Origin of the sequence: Sphingomonas sp. LR59 (assembly GCF_036855945.1) — a bacterium.
Lineage (GTDB): Bacteria > Pseudomonadota > Alphaproteobacteria > Sphingomonadales > Sphingomonadaceae > Sphingomonas.
This window is the reverse complement of record NZ_JASPFL010000001.1, coordinates 1,280,046-1,299,870: the sequence shown is the minus strand read 5'-3', so window position 1 is coordinate 1,299,870 and position 19,825 is coordinate 1,280,046. Positions and strand designations below refer to the sequence as shown.

General features: G+C 66.0%; 16 protein-coding genes and 3 pseudogenes. 9 read left to right on the top strand and 10 right to left on the bottom strand.

Annotated features, from left to right (window positions below):
* Positions 1-28 precede the first annotated feature (28 nt).
* Entirely contained in the window at positions 29-529 is a 501-nt protein-coding gene (locus QP164_RS05855) for a tetratricopeptide repeat protein (RefSeq protein ID WP_207894042.1), read from the top strand.
* 153 nt (positions 530-682) lie between these two features.
* Here the strand turns inward: QP164_RS05855 and rsmA are convergent.
* The 4 genes and pseudogenes from rsmA to QP164_RS05835 form a co-directional block, all read right to left on the bottom strand.
* Positions 683-1,496, bottom strand: a pseudogene (rsmA, locus tag QP164_RS05850) (16S rRNA (adenine(1518)-N(6)/adenine(1519)-N(6))-dimethyltransferase RsmA).
* Between the two features lie 28 nt (positions 1,497-1,524).
* The gene (pdxA, locus tag QP164_RS05845) at positions 1,525-2,532 is read right to left on the bottom strand and encodes a 4-hydroxythreonine-4-phosphate dehydrogenase PdxA (RefSeq protein ID WP_333922501.1); all 1,008 of its coding nucleotides are present in this window, start codon (positions 2,530-2,532) and stop codon (positions 1,525-1,527) included.
* Positions 2,533-2,539: 7 nt separating this feature from the next.
* The gene (locus QP164_RS05840) at positions 2,540-4,021 is read right to left on the bottom strand and encodes a peptidylprolyl isomerase (RefSeq protein ID WP_435368346.1); all 1,482 of its coding nucleotides are present in this window, start codon (positions 4,019-4,021) and stop codon (positions 2,540-2,542) included.
* A 79-nt stretch (positions 4,022-4,100) separates the two neighbouring features.
* Positions 4,101-6,340, bottom strand: a pseudogene (locus tag QP164_RS05835) (LPS-assembly protein LptD).
* 199 nt (positions 6,341-6,539) lie between these two features.
* On the opposite strand from QP164_RS05835, the gene QP164_RS05830 reads away from it, so the two are divergent.
* From QP164_RS05830 to QP164_RS05815, 4 genes are all read left to right on the top strand, one after another.
* Positions 6,540-8,015, top strand: coding sequence for a leucyl aminopeptidase (locus tag QP164_RS05830; RefSeq protein WP_333922500.1), 1,476 nt, complete (start codon positions 6,540-6,542; stop codon positions 8,013-8,015).
* Between the two features lie 172 nt (positions 8,016-8,187).
* Positions 8,188-8,634 carry a DNA polymerase III subunit chi gene (locus tag QP164_RS05825; protein ID WP_333922499.1) on the top strand — a complete coding sequence of 149 codons (447 nt, stop codon included), beginning with the start codon at positions 8,188-8,190 and terminating at the stop codon, positions 8,632-8,634.
* 72 nt (positions 8,635-8,706) lie between these two features.
* A complete protein-coding gene (gene ndk, locus QP164_RS05820; protein ID WP_031393391.1) occupies positions 8,707-9,129 on the top strand; it encodes a nucleoside-diphosphate kinase in 423 nt (140 codons plus the stop codon).
* Positions 9,129-9,647, top strand: coding sequence for a GNAT family N-acetyltransferase (locus tag QP164_RS05815; RefSeq protein WP_333922498.1), 519 nt, complete (start codon positions 9,129-9,131; stop codon positions 9,645-9,647). Before ndk ends, QP164_RS05815 begins: the two co-directional genes overlap by 1 nt.
* A gap of 133 nt (positions 9,648-9,780) precedes the next feature.
* On the opposite strand, the gene QP164_RS05810 is transcribed toward QP164_RS05815, so the two are convergent.
* The 4 genes from QP164_RS05810 to purM are packed head-to-tail and all read right to left on the bottom strand — an operon-like array spanning position 9,781 to position 12,425.
* A complete protein-coding gene (locus QP164_RS05810; protein ID WP_333922497.1) occupies positions 9,781-10,386 on the bottom strand; it encodes a hypothetical protein in 606 nt (201 codons plus the stop codon).
* Positions 10,383-10,748, bottom strand: a complete 366-nt coding sequence (locus tag QP164_RS05805) for an MmcQ/YjbR family DNA-binding protein (protein ID WP_333922496.1) — start codon at positions 10,746-10,748, stop codon at positions 10,383-10,385. The genes QP164_RS05810 and QP164_RS05805 overlap by 4 nt, the downstream gene beginning before the upstream one ends.
* Positions 10,745-11,317 (bottom strand): phosphoribosylglycinamide formyltransferase, encoded by a 573-nt coding sequence (gene purN, locus QP164_RS05800; protein ID WP_333922495.1) that lies wholly within the window; start codon positions 11,315-11,317, stop codon positions 10,745-10,747. The genes QP164_RS05805 and purN overlap by 4 nt, the downstream gene beginning before the upstream one ends.
* Positions 11,310-12,425, bottom strand: coding sequence for a phosphoribosylformylglycinamidine cyclo-ligase (gene purM / locus QP164_RS05795; RefSeq protein WP_333922494.1), 1,116 nt, complete (start codon positions 12,423-12,425; stop codon positions 11,310-11,312). The genes purN and purM overlap by 8 nt, the downstream gene beginning before the upstream one ends.
* A gap of 64 nt (positions 12,426-12,489) precedes the next feature.
* Between purM and QP164_RS05790 the strand changes: the two are divergent.
* The 4 genes and pseudogenes from QP164_RS05790 to QP164_RS05775 all read left to right on the top strand — a co-directional run bounded on the left by QP164_RS05790 (position 12,490) and on the right by QP164_RS05775 (position 18,081).
* A pseudogene (locus QP164_RS05790) lies at positions 12,490-13,735 on the top strand (heavy-metal-associated domain-containing protein).
* Positions 13,736-13,746: 11 nt separating this feature from the next.
* Positions 13,747-14,391, top strand: coding sequence for an HdaA/DnaA family protein (locus QP164_RS05785; RefSeq protein ID WP_056050416.1), 645 nt, complete (start codon positions 13,747-13,749; stop codon positions 14,389-14,391).
* Between the two features lie 16 nt (positions 14,392-14,407).
* Positions 14,408-16,573: an RNA degradosome polyphosphate kinase gene (locus QP164_RS05780; RefSeq protein ID WP_333922492.1), complete on the top strand. Its 2,166-nt coding sequence runs from the start codon at positions 14,408-14,410 to the stop codon at positions 16,571-16,573.
* A complete protein-coding gene (locus QP164_RS05775) occupies positions 16,570-18,081 on the top strand; it encodes a Ppx/GppA family phosphatase (RefSeq protein WP_333922491.1) in 1,512 nt (503 codons plus the stop codon). Before QP164_RS05780 ends, QP164_RS05775 begins: the two co-directional genes overlap by 4 nt.
* A 133-nt stretch (positions 18,082-18,214) precedes the next feature.
* Here the strand turns inward: QP164_RS05775 and QP164_RS05770 are convergent, their stop codons facing one another.
* On the bottom strand, positions 18,215-18,511 hold the full coding sequence (locus tag QP164_RS05770; protein WP_333922490.1) for an I78 family peptidase inhibitor: 297 nt from the start codon (positions 18,509-18,511) through the stop codon (positions 18,215-18,217).
* On the bottom strand, positions 18,508-19,683 hold the full coding sequence (gene rnd, locus QP164_RS05765; protein ID WP_333922489.1) for a ribonuclease D: 1,176 nt from the start codon (positions 19,681-19,683) through the stop codon (positions 18,508-18,510). The genes QP164_RS05770 and rnd overlap by 4 nt, the downstream gene beginning before the upstream one ends.
* Between the last annotated feature and the right edge of the window lie 142 nt (positions 19,684-19,825).

Here is a 19,825-nt window from a genome sequence, read left to right as displayed (position 1 = left end):
CCGGTAAATGACCCGCCTGGAGACGTTCATGCGTTTTTCGTCCGTTGCCCTTGCCGCCACGCTGACTCTCGTGTGCGTATCGACCTCGCTCAGCGGGCAGCGTCCCGACGCGCAGATCGATGCCCGCTCGATGCAGCTTCTAGCGCAGGGGCGTTCGTTGATGACGGCGGGCAATCTCGACGGCGCGACCGATGTGCTGGAAACGTCGGTCGCGGTCGACCCGCGCAACCGCGCGGCGTTCCTGCTGCTTGCCCAGGTCGCCGAGAGCCGCGATCTGCCGGGCAAGGCGATCCGGCTGTACCGCGAGGCGCTGCTGCTCGAACCGAACGATGTCGCGGCGCTGAAGGGCCAGGGCGAGGCGCTGGTCGCCAAGGGTGCGGTGGTGCGCGCGAAGGACAATCTCGTGAAGATCCGGACGCTCTGCAAGGGCGCGTGCCCCGAGGCGACGCAACTTGCCGCGGTGATCGCCAAGGGCCCACCGATTGCAACGGCTCAAGTCGACAAGACGCCGGTCGCCGCCAAGGACTGAGGATTCCCGCGAAAGCTGCACCTCCCCGGCGGAGGCCGGGGCCCAGCTGGGGAACGGTTATAACTTCGGACGGCGGGTCGTTACTACGCCCTTTCCAACTGGGTCCCGGCCTCCGCCGGGGAGGTACTCCTCGAAATGTCCTGCGCGTGTAGGCTAGTCGCCCCGGGGCGCTCCGACCGCTTTCGCCAGCGCCACGAAATCCTCCACCGACAACGTCTCCGCCCGGCGCGTAGCCTCCACCCCGATCCGCTCCAGCGCATCGAGCGCGCCCGGCACACCCTTCAAACTCTGCCGCAACATCTTCCGCCGCTGCCCGAACGCGGCGCCCGTCAGCCGTTCCAGAACAGCGAAATTCACTCCCTCCGGCGCGTCGACCGGAGTCAGATGCACCACCGCCGACATGACCTTGGGCGGCGGCGTAAAGGCCGACCGGTGCACCGGCATCGCGATCTCGCGCGGTCGAGCGCCACTGCGCCAGCACGGCCAGCCGGCCATAATGATCGTCATTGGTCTTCGCGACGATCCGCTCGGCGACTTCCTTCTGGAACATCAGGGTGCACGACTGCCACCACGGCAGCCACGACGTCGACAGCCACCCGACGAGCAACGCCGTGCCGATGTTATACGGCAGGTTCGACACGATATGCGGCTTGCCCTCGAACAGCGACGGCGCGTCGATCTCCATCGCGTCGCCCTCGATCACGCGCAGCATCCCCGGATACGCCTCGCCGAGTTCGGCCAGCGCCGGGATACAGCGCCGGTCACGCTCGATCGCCGTCACCCGCGCGCCCGCAGCGAGCAACGCCCGTGTCAGCCCACCCGGGCCAGGCCCAACTTCGAGCACCTCGGCATCCTGAAGATCACCCGGCACCGCCGCGATGCGCTTGAGCAGCTGCCCGTCGAACAGGAAATTCTGCCCGAGCGCCTTGCTCGCGTTCAGTCCATAGCGCGCGATCACCTCGCGCAGCGGGGGAGGTCCGTCATAGCTGGTCCGCTCACGACTGGGCGGCGGTCTGCGCGCGTCGGTCCGCTGCTTCACCCGCCATCGCGATCGCCGCGATCATCGCGCCGGGTTCGGCGAGGTTCTTGCCAGCAATCGCGAACGCGGTGCCATGATCGGGCGATGTCCGCACGATCGGCAAGCCAAGCGTCATGTTGACGCCTTCGTCGAAATGAATCGTCTTCAACGGGACGAGCGCCTGGTCGTGATAGCAGCACATCACGACGTCATAGGTCTCTCGCGCGCGCGGGTGGAACATCGTGTCCGCCGCAAACGGCCCGGTCGCATCAATGCCTTCCTCGCGGAGGATCGCGATCGCCGGCGCGATGATATCGATCTCTTCCCGGCCAAGCGCACCCTGTTCGCCGGCATGCGGATTGAACCCTGCAAAGGCGAGCCGCGGGTTCTCGATGCCGAAGTTCCGCAATAGTCCACGTGCGGTCGCGCGCGCCTTGGCGACGATCAGATCGACCGTCAGCAGCGCGGACACGTCTTTCAACGGCACGTGCGTCGTGATCGGCACCACCTTCAGCGAAGGTCCGGCCAACATCATCACAGCGTTGTCGCCCGCGACGCCGTAGCGTTCGGCTACGAACTCGGTCTGCCCCGGATGACTGAAGCCGATCGCATACAGCTGGGATTTGGACACGGGCCCCGTGACCAGCGCCCGCGCGGCGCCCGTGCGGACGAGGCCGACGGCGAGCTCCAGCGAATGCAGCGCGCACCGCGCACCATCGGCGTCCGGCTCTCCGGGCACGATCGCGCCGGCATCGCCAACGGTGAGCACCGGCAATGCTGTCGCGAACGCCTCGGCCGCGGCGGTCATGTCCGCAACGCGAGCGATCGGCCCCGCCCAGACACGCTCGATCGCCCGCGCATCGCCGACTGCCACGAACAGGGGCAAGCGATAGGCCTCACGCGCATCCCACGCCTTGGCGATGATCTCGGGCCCGATCCCGGCAGGATCGCCCATCGACACCGCCAGCGGCTGGACGCGCGTCATGCCGCGATCACCGATATTCGACCACGGCATCGCGCCGCAAATCGCGCAGCTTCTGCTGCGCGCGCAGGTTGACGCGCTGCTGTTCGAGCTGGCCCTGGATCTGCTCGGAGTTGGGCACCGATCCGCCAGCCGCTTCGTCGCGCCCGCACAGCACCAGCGCACGAACGCCCTGCTCGGCGGACCCGAACGGCGGGCTCGATTCGCCGACCTGAAGCTTCAACATCACTTCCTGGAGCTGCGGCGGCAGGTCGCGAATCCGGACCGTATCGTTGTCGACCACGTCCGCGCCGATCCCGGCCGCAACCTTCTCGACCGTACCGCAGCCACGCAACTCCTGCGTCGCCTTCGCGAACGCCTGCGCGCGAGCCGAAGCCTGCGCCTGGTTGGTGTTCGGCGGGAAGCGCAAGGTGAGCTGCTTCAGGCTGAGCTTGGCGTCACGCGGATCGGCGGTCAGCACCTGGCGCTTGTCGGTGAGGTACAGGATCGAATAGCCGCCCGAGACCTCGATCGGTCCGGCAACCTGACCGACCTGCATCGTCGTCGCGGCTTCGGCCAGCTGCGCCGGCAACGTCGCCGCACGGATCCAGCCGAGATCGCCACCGACCGCGCGGGTCGAAGCTTCGGAGAACTGACGCGCGTAATATTCGAACGGCTGCGCGCCCTTCTGGATTTCCTGAAGGATCTGCTTGGCGTTCGCATAGACCTGCTGGCTGTTCGCCGGCGTTGCCGCGAGGTAGATTTCCTTGAGGTTGAACTCGTCGGTGCCCTTGGCGGCCTGGAGACGGTCGATGATCGACTTCACCTCCTCGTCGCCGACGTTGACGAACGGCTCGACCCGGCGACGCAGATAGCGCTGCCACGCAAGCTCACCCTCGATCTGGCGCTTCAGCGAGCGCTCGGACGAACCGGACTCGCGCAGATAGGCGCGCATCGCGACCGGCGTGCGATTGAACCGCTTCGACACCGCGTCATAGCTCTGCGTGAGCTCGGCCGGGGTGATCGTGATGTCGGCGGTCTTCGCTTCCTGGATCTGGAGCGTTTCGTCGATCAGCTGGCGCAGCACCTGGAGCTTCAGCCGCTCGCGATCCTCCGGCGACAGTTTTGCCTCGTTCGCCATCGCCACCAGCGCCACGCGCTGGTCGACGTCGGTGCCCGTGATCACGGTGTCGTTGACGATCGCGGTCGGCTTGCGGACGTTCGGATCGAGCTTGCCGAAGATCTGGAGGTTGGTCGGGATGTCGAGACCGGTATTGTCCGGCACGCTCTGATCCTGCACCGTTTGACCTGGGGTTTGACCCGGGGTCTGAGCCTGCGCCTGAGCACCGCGCGGTGCGCCCTTGGGCGGCGCAGCCTGAGGCGCCGTGCCCTGTGGCGGCACAGCCTGCGCGATCGCGCTTGCCGCCAACGCGGCCAGAACCACCCCACCGATCACACGGCCGCCACGCGCCGCCAGTCGAACATCATGCTTCAAGTGTCGGTATCCCATCATCGCACGCCGTACATCGCGCCATCATTGCCATGACGACGAATATCCGACGCGGGTTGCCCCAGAGTAGCTGAACGCGGGCTTAGCGGCCGAGGTTGGTGAAGGCCAGCGTCAACAAGAAGCTGTTGCCCTTCCGCGCGTCGCCGGTGTCGTTGTAGGTCCGCCGCCAGGTGCCGCCCAGGCGGAGGCAATCGTCTTCATACTGGATGCCGATCCGGTGGCGGATCGGCGTGAAGCCGTCGCTGCGGGAAAGCGGATCCTCCGCGGTGTTGGTCAGATCGACCACGCCCGAGCCGAATGCGGACCAGAAGCGCGCGAACTGGACGCGGCCGGCGAGACGGACTTCCTCGCGGTCGCGCAGATCTTCGATCGACGCGTCGATGTTGCGGTTGAGTTTGAGGTAGCCGACCAGCACATAGGTCGCGCGCGAACCGATCGTCGCGTCGACTTCGTTGCGACGGATCGCAAAGCCGTCCTTGTCGAGCCGGTAGCGGTGGACGATCGAGACGAAGTCGCGGAACCGCAATTCGCTGCGCCCGACGATGTCGGAGAACCGATCGCTGAGGCCGGTACCGTCGGGCAGGATGGTCGGCCGCTTGTCGACACGGTAGCTCTGCCCGACATTGGTCGTGAAGCTGATCCCCGGCAGGTCGAGTGCCCATTCGCCGCCATAGGTGACGCGTGACGAGATCCTCGAACCTATCATACCCGGCGAACCGGTTGAGCGAGAAGAGGTTGGTGTCGTCGAGATCGACTGCGCGCGAGATCCTCGTTGGGCAGCGAGAGGTTGGCGACCTTCGGGGCGGCGACGAACTGGACGCGCGGGGTGAAGCGCTGCGTCCCGCCAAGGAACGTGCCGATGAACGGCCATTTCACGTCCACTGCGGCCGCGCCGATCACGCGCTGGTGAAAGCCTTCTAGCCCCTGGTAATTGACGATGGTCTCAGAGATGTCGTTGGTATTGTAGAGGTCGCCGCGCGCAAACGCCGTGAAGGTGACCTCCTGGCCCCAGTTGGTGAAGCGACGCAGGTCCCATTGCAGGCTGGCGAACGCGCGCTGCGTGTCCTGGCCGTCGGTGCGGGTCAGCGCGAGCGTGTTAAGCTGAAGTTGGAACTTACCGCCGACGAGGCCATCGTCGAAGCGCTTGCGATAATCGATTTCCGGCAGCGCGATAGGCTGCTGACCCTGGCTGTCGTTGACGCGCAACGTCTGGGCGTACCAACCGGTTAGCGAGAAATAGCTGGTGTCGTCGATCCGCTCCAGGCTCGCTGTGGTGCGCAACCGGTCGTCGCGCGAGATATCGTAGCGGCGCAGGAACGTCCGGTCGGTCGTCAGGCGAAGCGAGCCGCTCGCGGTCCAGTTCGGCGAAAGCTGATAGCGCGCCATGCCATCGATATAGCCGCGGAACGCCATGCTGGTGTCGGTGGACGCCCCAGTGGTCAAGTCGTCGCTGCGGCGGCTTTCGGTCGCATAGGCGCGAACGCTGAACGCGCCCTTCGAATTGAGCGCGGAATAATCGACCTGCGCCATCGGTAGCACGCTGCTGTAGATGTGCGGCGTAATGACCAAACCCTGGTTCGGGGCGAGCTTCCAATAATAGGGGACGCTGACTTCGAGGCCGTTGACGCGGCTATAGCCACCGTTGGGCGAGAGCAGCCCGCTGTCGCTGCCGCCGCCGACCGGGTTGGAGAATTTGGGCAAAGGCAGGCTCGGCAGTCCGAACAGATGCAGCCGTGCGCCCGAATAATAGATGCGCTTGCGCTCGGGGCGATAGGTGACGCGGACCGCGGTGATCTTCCACGTCGGCTCCTTGGGGCAGCCCGCCGAGTTCGTGACGCCGCACGGGGTGTAGGCGGCGCTCTTCAGATTGACCGTTCCGTCGGTCTCGCGCGTGCCCTGCTTGGCCGCGAGGCGCCCGCCTTGTTCGAGAACGACGAGCATGTTGTCGACCACGCCGTCCTTGAGCGAGTCGGTCAGATTGATCTCATCGCCATAGGCAATGTCGCCTTCGGGATTGGTGACCGCGATATTGCCCGTCGCGACCACCTTGCCGGTCTTGCGGTTCCAGACGACCTTGTCGGCGCGCAGGCGACTCCCTTGCCGGAACATGCGGACTTCGCCGTTGGCGGTGACGATTTCCGTATTCGTGTCGTATTCCAGGCCGTTAGCGCTGAACTGGACCTGATCCTCGGCGGGAGCAGCGGCAGGTGCGTTCGCGACCGGTGCGTCCTGTACCGGCGGCGCGACCGGGCGGTTCTGGAAATCCTGAGCCTGCACGGGGAAGTCGCCAGTCCGCACGCCAGCGCGAGCGAAACGGCACAACCCGTCAAAAGGTCGATACGCAACACGATCCGAACCAACCCCTTTGGCACTCGGCAGCCATTTGCCGCCCTATCGCCCGCCTATCGCACCACCGGGGCTTCGCTGCAATCGCCGTGCGATGGCAGGCCGCCACCTTGCTTTGCCGGGCATGCGGCATCAACTTAGTGTATCCGTTCAAAACGCTTCCCGAGGTTTCTTCATGCAAATCGTCTTCGCGCCTACCGTCCCCGCCAATGCCCCGATTCTCGCCGTTCCGGTCGCGAAGGACGGCATGGCGCAGGTGACTTGGCGCGCGATCGGTGGCGATGCGGAGGCGCTCGCGACCAGCGCAATCGCTGCGGCCCGCTTCGCGGGTGAAGCCGGCGCGGTGGTCGAGCTGTTCGTGTCGGTCGAGGGTAAGGTCCGTCAGGTCCTGCTGGTCGGCGTCGGCGCGGGCGAGACCGCCGATTGGGAAAAGGCCGGCGGTGCGATCACCGGACGCCTGCTGACCTCGGGCGCAACGTCGGTCGTCGCCGATCTCTCTGCTGGTGCCAAGCCGACTCCGACGACCGCCGCACACTTCGCGGCTGCCGCCGCTCAGCGGGCATGGCGTTACGACACGTACCGCACCAAGCTCGCCGAGAAGTCGAAGCCGACGCTGACCGAGATTACCATCGCCGGCGCGCCCGAGGGCACCGATGCCGCCTGGACCGAGGCGGCCGCGGTTACCGGCGGGCTCGACCTGACGCGTTGGCTGGTCACGTCGCCGCCGAACGTCGTCTACCCCGAGAGCTTCGTCGAGAAGGTGACGAAGGACGTCGAAGGCCTCGGGCTCGAGATCACCGTGCTCGACGAAGCGCAGATGACCGAACTCGGCATGGGCTCGCTGCTCGGCGTCAGCCAGGGCTCGCGCCGTGAAGCGCGTATCCTCGCGCTGAAGTGGAACGGGGCAGGGGCCGATGCGCCGACGCTCGCGTTCGTCGGCAAGGGCGTGACGTTCGATTCGGGCGGCATTTCGATCAAGCCGGGTGCGGGCATGGAAGACATGAAGTGGGACATGGGCGGCGCAGGCGCCGTCGCCGGCGCGATGAAGGCGCTTGCCAGTCGCAAGGCGAAGGCGAACGTCGTCGGCGTCATGGGCCTGGTCGAGAACATGCCCGACGGCGCGGCACTCCGGCCGAGCGACGTCATCACCTCAATGTCGGGCCAGACGATCGAAGTGCTCAACACCGACGCCGAGGGGCGCCTCGTGCTCTGCGACTGCATTACCTGGGTACAGCAGGCGCACAAGCCGACCACGATCGTCGATCTCGCGACGCTGACGGGGGCGATGATCGTCGCGCTCGGCACCGAGAATGGCGGCATCTTTGCAAACGACGACGCGCTCGCCGAACAGCTGATCGCGGCGGGCAAGACCACCGGCGACACGCTCTGGCGCTTCCCGCTGTCGCCTGCGTACGACAAGCTGATCGACTCGCCGATCGCCGACATGAAGAACGTCGGCCCCCGCGGCGCGGGCTCGATTACTGCCGCCCAGTTCATCAAGCGCTTCGTCGACGAAGGCGTGAAGTGGGCGCATCTCGACATCGCCGGCATGGTCTGGTCCGACAAGCCAGGCACCAACCACGACAAGGGCGCAACCGGCTACGGCGTCCGCCTGCTCGACCAGTTCGTAGCGGACAATTTCGAGGGGTAAGGCCAAGAATTCCCCTCCCGCTTGCGGGAGGGGTTAGGGAGGGGAAACTTCGCTCACCCCGGCGTCATCCTGACGAAAGTCAGGACCCAGGATACCAAACGATGCGCTCCGTTGCTCTGGATCCTGACTTTCGTCAGATGACGGTGCGGGTTGGGCAGGGGGAATGGATAGAATGCAGGTCGATTTCTACCACCTAACCAGCCCTCTCGACCGCGTCCTCCCACGCATCGCCGAGCGCGTCGTGCAAACCGGCGGCCGCCTCCTGATAGTCGCAGAACCTGAAGAACAGCGCGTCGTCCTCGACCGCCTCCTCTGGTCCTACGCCCCCGAGAGTTTCCTCCCCCACGCCCAGGCCGGAAGCAACGACGATACAGCCCAACCCATTCTAATCGCTCAAAACATCCAGGAAGCCGCCCCCGCCAACGCCGCTCGCAACGTCGCGGTGGTAGACGGACGTTGGCGTGACCTTATCCTAACCTTTGACCGAGCCTTCCACATCTTCGACGACGAAGCGATCCGCGAAGCCCGCCTCGCTTGGAAAGCGCTTGCCGACCGTGACGGCGTCGAGCGTCGCTACTGGAAGCAGAACGACTCCGGCCGCTGGGAAAAGGCCGCATAGGTTGCTTTACGGCCGTCCCCCGCCTAAGCGCCGCGCATCCGATTACCGTCAACACAGGAGCCCGTGACCATCATGGCCGCGAACCGTACCTTTTCGATCATCAAGCCCGACGCAACCCGCCGCAACCTGACCGGTGCGGTCACCAAGATGCTCGAGGAAGCCGGCCTGCGCGTCGTCGCTTCGAAGCGCATCCAGATGACACGCGAGCAGGCCGAAGGCTTCTACGCGGTCCACAAGGAGCGTCCGTTCTTCGGCGAGCTCGTCTCGTTCATGATCTCGGGACCGGTCGTCGTCCAGGTTCTCGAAGGCGAGAATGCTATGCAGCGCAACCGCGACATCATGGGCGCCACCAACCCCGCCAACGCAGAGCCCGGCACTATCCGCAAGGAACTCGCCGAGTCGATCGAAGCCAACTCTGTTCACGGTTCGGATTCGGACGAGAACGCCGAGATCGAGATCGCGTACTTCTTCAAGCCCGAAGAAATCGTCGGCTGATGACCTGGCGGCTGCGACGGGCTGAGCCGGGCGATGCGCCCGCGCTATCGCTCGTCGCATCCGCCACGTTCCTCGACACCTATGCGACCGTGCTAACGGGGGCGGACATCGTCGCCCACTGCATGGTTAAGAACAGCGTCGCAGCGTTCGAGACGTGGCTGGCCGATCCGGCTACAATCGTGACGCTGGCCGAGTACGAGCCCGGCCACGCACCGATCGGCTACTCGGTTTTGACCGCGCCGGACTTTCCGATCGAACCCGGCCCCGCGGACATCGAACTCCGCCGCATCTATCTCATGAAGCAGGCCCAAGGCTCAGGCCTCGGCGCCGCCCTGATGACCCGCGCCATAGAAGACGCAGCGGCAGCGGAACAAACCCGAGTCCTGCTAGGCGTATGGGACCAGAACACCCGCGCCCGAGCCTTCTACGAACGCCAAGGCTTCAAGGTAATCGGCGCCCGCCAATTCACGGTCGGCACCACTCTCCACAACGACCCGGTCTACGCCAAGGCGGTCTGAGTAAGACCCGCACCAAATCGAAGGCCCCACCCCGGCGAAGGCCGGGGCCCAGTTGGCAAGGCTGGAGTAACAGCGGGCAGTCGCCAGTTAGCGACGTTCCCCAACTGGGCCCCGGCCTCCGCCGGGGTGGTGTCTAAGCCGTCGGCTTCTCTTTAACCCAGATCGCGTCAAGCTTCGCCTGATCTCCACCCCGCTGGCGAACCTGCAACCCCTCCAGCTGGAACGCCCGACTACGCCACCTGCGACCATGCGTTTTCCAGATCACATCATAGATCCCGCTAGCCGACCGCGTCGTATCCCCATCGAAATACTGCACGCTGACCAGCACTGGAAGCCGCCCCGCACGATCGTCCGACCCACCGTCGGTAAGCTTCAGCAACGGCGCCGAAAACCACGCCCCATCGATTATCGGCTCAGCCGGCGGCCGCTGCGGCGATACGCCCAGCGCCCGCGGGAAGGTGATCGTCACGTCCTGAAGGTCATGCCGCGCATCCTTCAGCAACAGCGTATCACCGCCATCCTGCACGATCGCCGACAGATCGATCTTCGTCCGTTCCCGCGCCGCACTCGACTGGGCCGCGATCTTGTCGGCCTCGTTCGCGCGGTGATCCGACCAGTTGGTCCACAGCGTCAGCGCGGCGATCAGCACGCCCGCGACCGCCACGGCCTCAGCCAGCGTCACCCAACGCCGCCGCGTCGCCGCAGCCTCGCGCCGTTCGGTCGGAGTCTCGGTGCTCATCGCCCACCAGCCTCCAGCAGCCGGGCAGGGGCCGCCAGTTCCCAACTGCGCGCGATCCGGTCCTCGACCAAAGCCCAGTCCGGATCGCCCGCAACATTCATTCCGACCCAACCGGTCGCGCCGAGATACGCCGGTCGCGAATACATTGCCGGGTCCGCCTCGATCAGCGTCGCCTGTTCATCGGTGCCGCTCGTCTTCACGCACACCATGGTCAGTCCATCGCCGTGATGATCCGACCGGAACTGCGCGAACTGCTTACCCGCGACGAAGAACGTCGGCTGGCCATGCGACACCTTCTCCTCGGTCTCCGGTAAGGCAAGCGCCGCCACACGAACGCGGTCGAGGGGGGACAAATCGGTCATCGCGTCACGAACTCCGCCAAGGTCTTCGGGTATAAAACATGCTCCGCCGCCAGCACGCGATCCGCAAGCGCGTCCGCATCGTCGCCGGCAAGGATCGGCACCTCGGCCTGCCCCAGCACCACGCCGCCATCGAGTTCCTCGGTCACGACATGCACCGAACAGCCGCCGAACGCATCGCCCGCCGCAATCGCTCGGGCGTGCGTGTCGAGGCCCTTGTACTTTGGCAGCAGCGACGGGTGGATATTGACGATCCGATCCTGCCAAGCGGCGACGAACCCGTCGGACAGCAACCGCATGTACCCGGCGAGGGCAACGACCTCGACGCCGGCCTCACGCAACGCCGAACTGATCGCCGCCTCATAGGCAGGCTTCCCCAAACCTTTCGGCGAGAGCGCGAAAGTCGCCAACCCCTCCAACCGAGCCCATTCGAGCCCCGCCGCGTCCGGCTTGTCGGAAGCAACCAGAGCGATCTCGTACGGACACTCAGCTGCGCGCGACGATTCCACCAGAGCCATCATGTTCGATCCGCGCCCCGAAATCAGCACGCCGACCCGCGTCTTGTCAGCCATGCGTTGCGGTCCAGTCGTCGCGCGCGCTCCACGTACCCGCCGACCCACGAACCGTGCAGCCGTGCGAGCCGGTCTCGATCCGCCCGATCGTGAACACCGTCTCGTCCGCCGCCTCCAGTGCCGCGGTCACCGCCTCGGCCTCGTCGGCGGCCACGATCACGACCATGCCGATCCCGCAGTTGAACGTCCGCGCCATCTCCTCTGGCTCGATCGCGCCCTGCGCTTGCAGGAACGCCATCAACCGCGACTGCTCCCACGCATCCGCATCGACCACCGCATGCACGCCGTCCGGCAGCACGCGCGGGATGTTCTCCAGCAAGCCACCACCGGTGATATGCGCCAGCCCCTTGATCCGCCGCTCGCGGAGCAACGGCAGCAGGCTGGCGACGTAGATGCGAGTCGGCGCCATCAGATGATCGATCAGCAACTTGTCCTGATCGAACAACGCAGGGCGATCGAGCTTCCACCCGCGATCGGTGGCGAGACGACGAACCAGCGAGAACCCGTTCGAATGCACGCCCGACGACGCCAACCCGAGCATCACGTCGCCCGCCGCGATCTCGCGCCCGGTCAGCACGTTGGTCCGCTCGACCGCGCCGACGCAGAAGCCCGCCAAGTCGTAGTCGCCATCTGCATACATGCCCGGCATCTCGGCGGTCTCGCCCCCGATCAGTGCGCAGCCGGCGGTCTTGCAGCCTTCCGCAATCGAGGCGACGACGCGCTCGGCGACTGCCGCATCGAGCTTCCCGCTCGCATAATAATCGAGGAAGAACAGCGGCTCGGCACCCTGCACGATCAGGTCGTTAACGCACATCGCGACGAGGTCGACGCCGACGCCCTCATGCCGATCCCACTCGATCGCCAGCTTCAGCTTGGTGCCCACGCCGTCGTTCGCCGCGACCAGCAACGGATCGATGAACCCGGCAGCCTTGAGGTCGAACATCCCGCCGAACCCGCCAAGATCGGCATCCGCGCCCGGACGCCGCGTCGAGCGCGCGAGCGGGGCGATCGCCCGCACCAGCGCGTTGCCCGCGGCGATCGAAACGCCCGCCTGAGCGTAGGTGTAAGGGCCCGAAGTGGGAGCGGCGGAGTCTGGCGTATCGGTCATGATCGGTGCTGCTAGCCACATCGCGCTTGGATTTCCACGTCTGCTTCGCCAAAAGGCCCGCTTGATGCGTATCCGTGCCCTTCCCACCGCGCTTGCTGGTGCCGCCCTATTGTTGAGCGGCGGAGCCGTGCTTGCGCAGATCGAAGGCGGCAGCCGAGGCGCAGCTCCGGTCGACAGCGGCAGCGCATACGAGGTGAGCGGCGTCATGGTCGACGTAGCCGGCAAGACCGCCGACGCCGCGCGCTACAGCGGCTGGCGGCTCGCCCAGCGAAAAGCCTGGGTGCAATTATCGAACCGGCTCGGCGGCGGGGGCGGTCTCGTCTCCGATGGCACGCTTGATCTCGCTCGTCTCCGGGATCGTTGTCGAGAACGAACAGATCGGCCCGCAGCGCTACATCGCCAAGCTCGGCGTGCTGTTCGACCGCACCCGCGCTGGATCGATCCTCGGCATCTCGACCTATGCCGATCGCTCGCAACCGATGCTGACCATCCCGATCCAATATTCGGGCGGCGTCGGCCAGGCGTTCGAGCAGAGCACGCAGTGGCAGCAGGCCTGGGCGCGCTATCGCACTGGCAACAGCAGCATCGACTATGTCCGCCCGTCCGGCTCCGGCCCCGACGCGCTTCTGCTCAACGTCGGCCAGACGCAGCGCCCCGGGCGCGGCTGGTGGCGGACGATCCTCGACCAATATGGCGCGAGCGACGTGCTGACCCCGGTCGTGAAGCTGTACCGCCAGTGGCCCGGCGGCCCGGTGATCGGCGTGTTCGAAGCGCGCCACGGTCCCGACAACGACCTGATCGGCAGTTTCACGCTGCGAGTCGGCACGCCCGATGGCATCGCGCAGCTACTCGATACCGGCGTGAAGCGGATCGACGACCTGTACCAGCAGGCCCGCCGCAACGGTTCGCTCCGCGTCGACTACAGCCTCTCGCCACCGCCGCCGCCCGAAGCCGCGGTGATCGACGACCTGCCCACCGACGAGACCGCGGACGCCAACACCGCCGTCGTGACGGGTGGCGCGGGTATCTCAATCATCGTCCAGTTCGACACGCCCGCCGCAGCAAACGTCTCTTCGACCGAAGCCGCACTCCGCGCGATCCCCGGCGTCCGCTCGGCGGCCACCACCAGTCTCGCGCTCGGCGGTGTCTCGCTGATGCGTGTCGCGTACGACGGCGACCCTGCGGCGCTGAAGACCGCGCTCGAAGCTCGCGGCTACCAAGTGTTCGGCTCCGGCCAGACGATCCGCATTCGCCGGGTCGCCCAACTTCTTCCGCCGGACTTGCCCGCGGACAATGCGACGACAGGGTGAGCGCGACCAAGATGACTCAAATTGCGCTGCCACTCGGATGGCCGGCGGACCCTCGCGACGACGCCTTCCTGGTTACCCCCTCCAACTCGCGCGCGGTCCACACGCTGGAGCACACCGCGACCTGGCCCGTCATGACCGCGATACTAACCGGCCCGCGCAAATCGGGCCGCAGCCTTCTCGCGCGGATCTTCGCGGCGAAGAGCGGCGGGACGATCATCGACGATGCCGAGCGCGTGCCCGAGGCGCAGCTGTTCCACGCTTGGAACCGCGCGCAGGAGGAGCACAGGCCGCTGCTCATCGTCGCCGACGCCGCGCCGCCCGAGTGGAAGGTAAAGCTTCCAGACCTGCGCTCGCGCCTCGCCGCCAGCCCGATCGCGGCGATCGGCGCGCCTGACGACGAACTCATGCGGCTGTTGCTGGCGCATCTGTTCGAGCGGCGCAGCCTCGATGCACGGCCCGATCTGATCGACTGGCTCGCGACCAGAATCGAGCGCAGTCATATTACCGTAACGCGAACCGTCGATGCGCTCGATCAGGAGGCGATGGAACGTCGCAAGCGCTTGTCCATTCCTCTTGCACGAACCACACTCACCGAGGCCGGGCTGATCCTCCGGCCGCAACTCGCGCTCGACCTCCCGCTCTTCACGCCACCATAAGCTCCCAAGAGGCCCGATGAACCGTCCAGCCCATATCGTCCGCCAATCGGAAGACGACGACGATCCCATCGGCGCAGAGCCGAACGACCGGTATTTCAACCGCGAGCTCTCCTGGCTGGCGTTCAACCGGCGTGTGCTGGAGGAAGCATGCAACCCCGCACACCCGTTGCTCGAGCGGCTCCGCTTCCTGTCGATCTCGGGCTCGAACCTCGACGAGTTCTTCATGGTCCGCGTGGCCGGCCTGAAGGGACAGCAGACGCAGGACGTTGATCGCCGCTCGGCGGACGGCCTTACCGCCGGACAACAGCTGACCGCGATCGTCCGTGAGGCCGATGCGCTGATGGCGAGCCAGCAGGCGGTTTGGGGCGATCTCCGCGTTTTGCTCGACGAAGCAGGGCTGTTCGTCCTCCGCCGCGAAGCGATCGAAGGCGAGGCCGACGAGTGGCTCGAAACGCATTTCCGTGACCAGATCTTCCCAATCCTGACTCCGCAGGCGCTCGACCCCGCACATCCGTTCCCGTTCATCCCGAACCGCGGCCTGTCGGTGATCTTCGACCTCGTCCGCATCTCGGACAATGAGCCGGTCCGCGAACTGGTGATGCTCCCGCACACGATGACGCGCTTCGTCCGCCTTCCCGGCGAGCCCGCGCGCTACATCGCGGTCGAGACGCTGCTCAAGCGGTTCGCCCCGGTCCTCTTCCCCGGCTACGACGTCCTCGCCGCCGCGAGCTTCCGCGTGCTGCGCGACAGTGACATGGAGATCGAGGAGGAGGCCGAGGACCTCGTCCGCTACTTCGCCAACGCGATCAAGCGTCGCCGCCGCGGCCGCGTCATCCGCCTGGAACTCGAAACCGGCATTCCCGACGTGCTCGCCGCCGTCCTCAAGGACGAACTCGGCGGTGCGGACGCGATCATCACCGAAAGCGGCAACCTGCTCGGCATCGTCGACCTCGACGGGCTGGTCGACGAGGATCGCCCCGACCTGAAGTTCCCGCCCTTCACGCCGCGCTTCCCCGAGCGAATCCGCGAATTCGGCGGCGACTGCTTCGCGGCGATCAAGGCCAAGGACATCGTCGTCCACCACCCCTACGAGACATTCGAAGTCGTGCTCGCCTTCCTCAAACAGGCTGCCAACGATCCGGACGTGGTCGCGATCAAGCAGACGCTCTACCGCGCCGGCAAGCAGCCCGCGGTCATTAACGCGCTCATCACCGCGGCCGAGGCGGGCAAGTCGGTCACCGCAGTGGTCGAGCTCAAGGCGCGGTTCGACGAAGAACAGAACATGGTCTGGGCCTCCGCGCTGGAACGTGCGGGCGTGCAGGTCGTCTACGGCTTCATCGACTGGAAGACGCACGCCAAGGTCTCGCTCGTGGTCCGCCGCGAAGGCCAGGCGTTCCGCACCTACTGCCATTTCGGCACGGGCAATTATCACCCGGTCACCGCGAAGATCTACACCGACCTGAGCTTCTTCACCGCCGATGCCGCGGTCGGGCGCGATGCCGCGCAGATGTTCAACTACATCACCGGCTACGTCGAACCGACCGACATGGCGCGCGTCAGCCTTAGCCCGCGCGACCTACGCCAGAATCTGATGAACCTGATCGACGTAGAGATCGCCAACGCGCGCGCCGGCAAGCCCGCTGGGGTCTGGGCGAAGATGAACTCGCTGGTCGACCCCGCTGTGATCGAGAGGCTGTACGAGGCGAGCGGGGCAGGGGTCGAGATCGACCTCATCATTCGCGGAATCTGCTGCCTGCGACCCGGCGTACCTGGCCTGTCCGAGACGATCCGCGTGAAATCGGTGATCGGGCGGTTTCTCGAGCACAGCCGGATCTGGGCATTCGGCAACGGCAAGGCGCTCCCCAACGACGGCGCCAAGCTGTTCATCTCGTCGGCCGACTGGATGCCGCGCAACTTCGATCGCCGCGTCGAATACATGCTGCCGATCCTCAACCCGACCGTCCACGACCAGATCCTCGATCAGGTGATGGTCGCGAACCTGATCGACAACGAGCAGAGTTGGGAGCTAGGCCCCGACGGCGAATACACGCGCGTCGATCCCGGCGACCGCCCGTTCAACCTGCATCGGTATTTCATGACGAATCCTTCGCTCTCCGGCCGCGGCGCCTCGCTCGCGACCAGCAATGCCGTGCCGACGCTATCGCTCCGTCGAAAACGATGAGCGTCACCAATATCCTGTTCGGCAATTCCCCACCCAAGGCCGAGACTGACGATCACCCGCGCACCGGGATCATCGACATCGGCTCGAACTCGATCCGTCTGGTCGTGTATCAGGGCCCGCCGCGCCTTCCGGCGATCCGGTTCAACGAGAAGGTGCTCGCGGGCCTCGGACGTGGGCTCGCAGCGACAGGGTCGATCGAGAAGTCGGCACTGAAAACGGCGCGCGTCGCTCTGGCGCGGTTCGCGGCCGTGGCACGCGAGATGGAATGCTCGACGCTCCGCACGGTCGCGACGGCGGCGGTACGCGATGCGAAGAACGGCGGCGAACTCATTGCAACGGCTGAGCAACTCGGCCTCAAGGTCGAGACTCTTTCCGGCGAGCAGGAAGCCAGCGCGGCCGGCTACGGCGTGCTCTCGGCGATCCCCGATGCAGATGGCATCGTCGGCGATCTCGGCGGCGGCAGTCTCGAACTCGTCCGCGTTCGCCGCGGCAAGATCGAGGACCGCGTTTCGTTTCCCTTGGGCGTACTTCGCATCGGCCCGCTTCGCGCCAAACGCGGCAAGGTGCTCGAACGCTATGTGGCGCGACTGGTCCGCGAGGCTGGCTGGACGGCGAAGGGGCAGGGGCTTCCGCTCTACCTCGTCGGCGGATCGTGGCGTGCGCTGGCGCGTCTCGACATGGAGCTGTCGAATTATCCGCTACCGATCATCCATCAATACCCGATGACCGCCGCGACCATCACGCGGTTGAGCCGAACGATCCCGCAGCTTTCGAAGCCCCGCCTGAAGGCGATCCCCGGCTTGTCTTCAGGCCGTACCGCGACGCTGGCGGACGCCGCCGCGTTGCTCGGCGTGCTGATGCGCCAACTTGGCAGCAAGACGACGGTCGTATCGGCATACGGTCTGCGCGAAGGGCTGCTCTACGAACATCTGAAGCCCGCAGACCGCACGCTCGACCCCCTGATCGTTGCAGCCCGCGAAGAAGGCCGCCTGCTTGGCCGGTTTCCCGAGCACGGCGACCTGCTCGATCGCTGGCTCGCGCCGTTATTCACCACCGAGCCGCCTGCAATGGCGCGACTCCGTCATACCGCATGCCTGCTCGCCGACGTTGGCTGGCGGGCCAATCCGGAGTTCCGCGCCGAACGCGGCGTAGAGGTCGCGCTGCACGGCAATTGGGTGGCGATCGACGCTCCAGGCCGGGGCATGTTGGCGCAAGCGCTTTACACGAGCCTCGGCGGCGACTTGGCGGCCGCTGATCCGGTGGGCCGCCTGGCGAGCCCAGCGGCGGTAAAGAGCGCGACCGCGTGGGGGCTGGCGATGCGTCTTGGTCAGCGCATGAGCGGCGGCCTGGCCGGACCGCTGAAACGCTCCAGCCTCGCGGACGACGGGGTCTCCCTGACGCTGACGCTCCGATCGGACGATCGCGGGCTCTACGGAGAAGCGGTAGAACGTCGCCATACCGCGCTGGCGACCGCGTTAGGCCGCAAACCTGTGTTGACTCTCATCTAAGTTCCTCCCCTGGCAGGGGAGGTGGCAGTCCGCAGGACTGACGGAGGGGTATCGCGCTATCGAGAGGGAGGCACCCCTCCGTCTGGCAAGTGCCAGCCACCTCCCCTGCAGGAGGAGGATATACAGAGCAGACTCAAGCGCAGGTGAAGCGTTCGATCCGGCCCTTCGCATCGACGTACACATTCAGCCGGTCAGGCCGGAAATCCATCGTCACCGCGGTATTCGGCGCGATCCAGCGCAGCGTCCGCGATCCCGACCGGGTCTGCATCACATCCGCCCGGGCATCGCTTGCGCGCTTGCCGACCAGATCGCCCAGCGAATCGGCATTGCACGCAGCAGCCACTGGTGCAGCGGCCGGCGTCTCGCCCCTCATCTCGACCGGTGTACACGCTGCCGTGGCGACCAAGGCTGTGACCAGAACGATCCTCACGCAGCGTCCTCCGTCCGAGTCATCTTGAGCTTGCCGCCGATGACCGCAAAGGCCAGTCGCCCCTCGACCAAATCTAGCGCATCGCGTCCGAACTGATCGAACCGCCAGCCTTCGAGCATCGGCAGCCCGGTTCGCACGCCAGCGGCCAGCGCCTCTAGCTCATCGGTGCGTGCGAGCAACTTCGACGCCACATCAATGTCTCGCGAGCGGATCTTGAGCAACAGCTTGAGGAGATCCGCAACCAGCGAGCCCTCCTTTCCAAGCCCCGGCTTGCGATCGTCCCGCGGCGGCATCTCGTCGTCGCTCAGCGGTTGCGCACCCTCGATTGCCGCCATCAACCGCCCGCCGATGTCGTTCCCAGCCCAGGTCGCGGAAAGCCCGCGCACCCGCGCCAGATCCGCCTGCTTCCGCGGCGGATGCCCCGCCATGTCGCCGAGCGTCTCGTCCTTGACGATCCGCCCGCGCGGCAAATCCTTCGCTTGCGCTTCGAGTTCACGCCAGCGCGCGAGCGCCTTCAGGCGCCCCAAAACATCAGGCTTGCGCCCCGAGATCCGCACGCGCTTCCACGCCAGATCCGGATCGTTCGCATAATTGGCGGTATCGCCCAGCCGCTCCATCTCTTGGTCGAGCCACACGCCGCGCCCGGTCTTGCGCAATCGCTCCAGCATCTTCGGGAAGATCTTCGAAAGGTGCGTCACGTCGCCGATCGCATATTCGATCTGCCGCGCGTCGAGCGGCCGGCGCGCCCAATCGGTGAACCGCGCCCCCTTGTCGACCGCGATCCCGAGCCAGCTGTCGACCAGGTTCGAATAGCCGATCTGCTCGCCCTGGCCGAGCGCCATCGCCGCGACCTGCGTGTCGAACAGCGGGAAGGGCGTCTTGCCGGTGAGGTTGTAGACGATCTCGATGTCCTGGCCGCCGGCATGGACGACCTTCAGCACGTCGTGATTCTCGACGAGCAGGTCGAGCAGCGGTTTCAGGTCGATCCCCGGTGCCATCGGGTCGATCGCCGCGGCTTCCTTGTCGTCGGCGATCTGGATCAGGCAGAGCTCCGGGTAATAAGTGCTCTCGCGCATGAATTCGGTGTCGACGCACACATAGTCGGCGTCGGCCATGCGCGCGCACAGATTGGCGAGCGTGGCACTGTCGGAGATAAGCGGGTGGATATGCATCGCTCGTCCATAGCGAGGCTCCCTCTCGTTGACAAAGGGGCGGGTTGACAAAGGCGGGTAGGGAAGGTGAAGCGCGAGCCATCCAATTCCCGTCATCCCAGCGAAAGCTGGGATCTCCCGTCGCAGGGCGCATCCTTGCCGC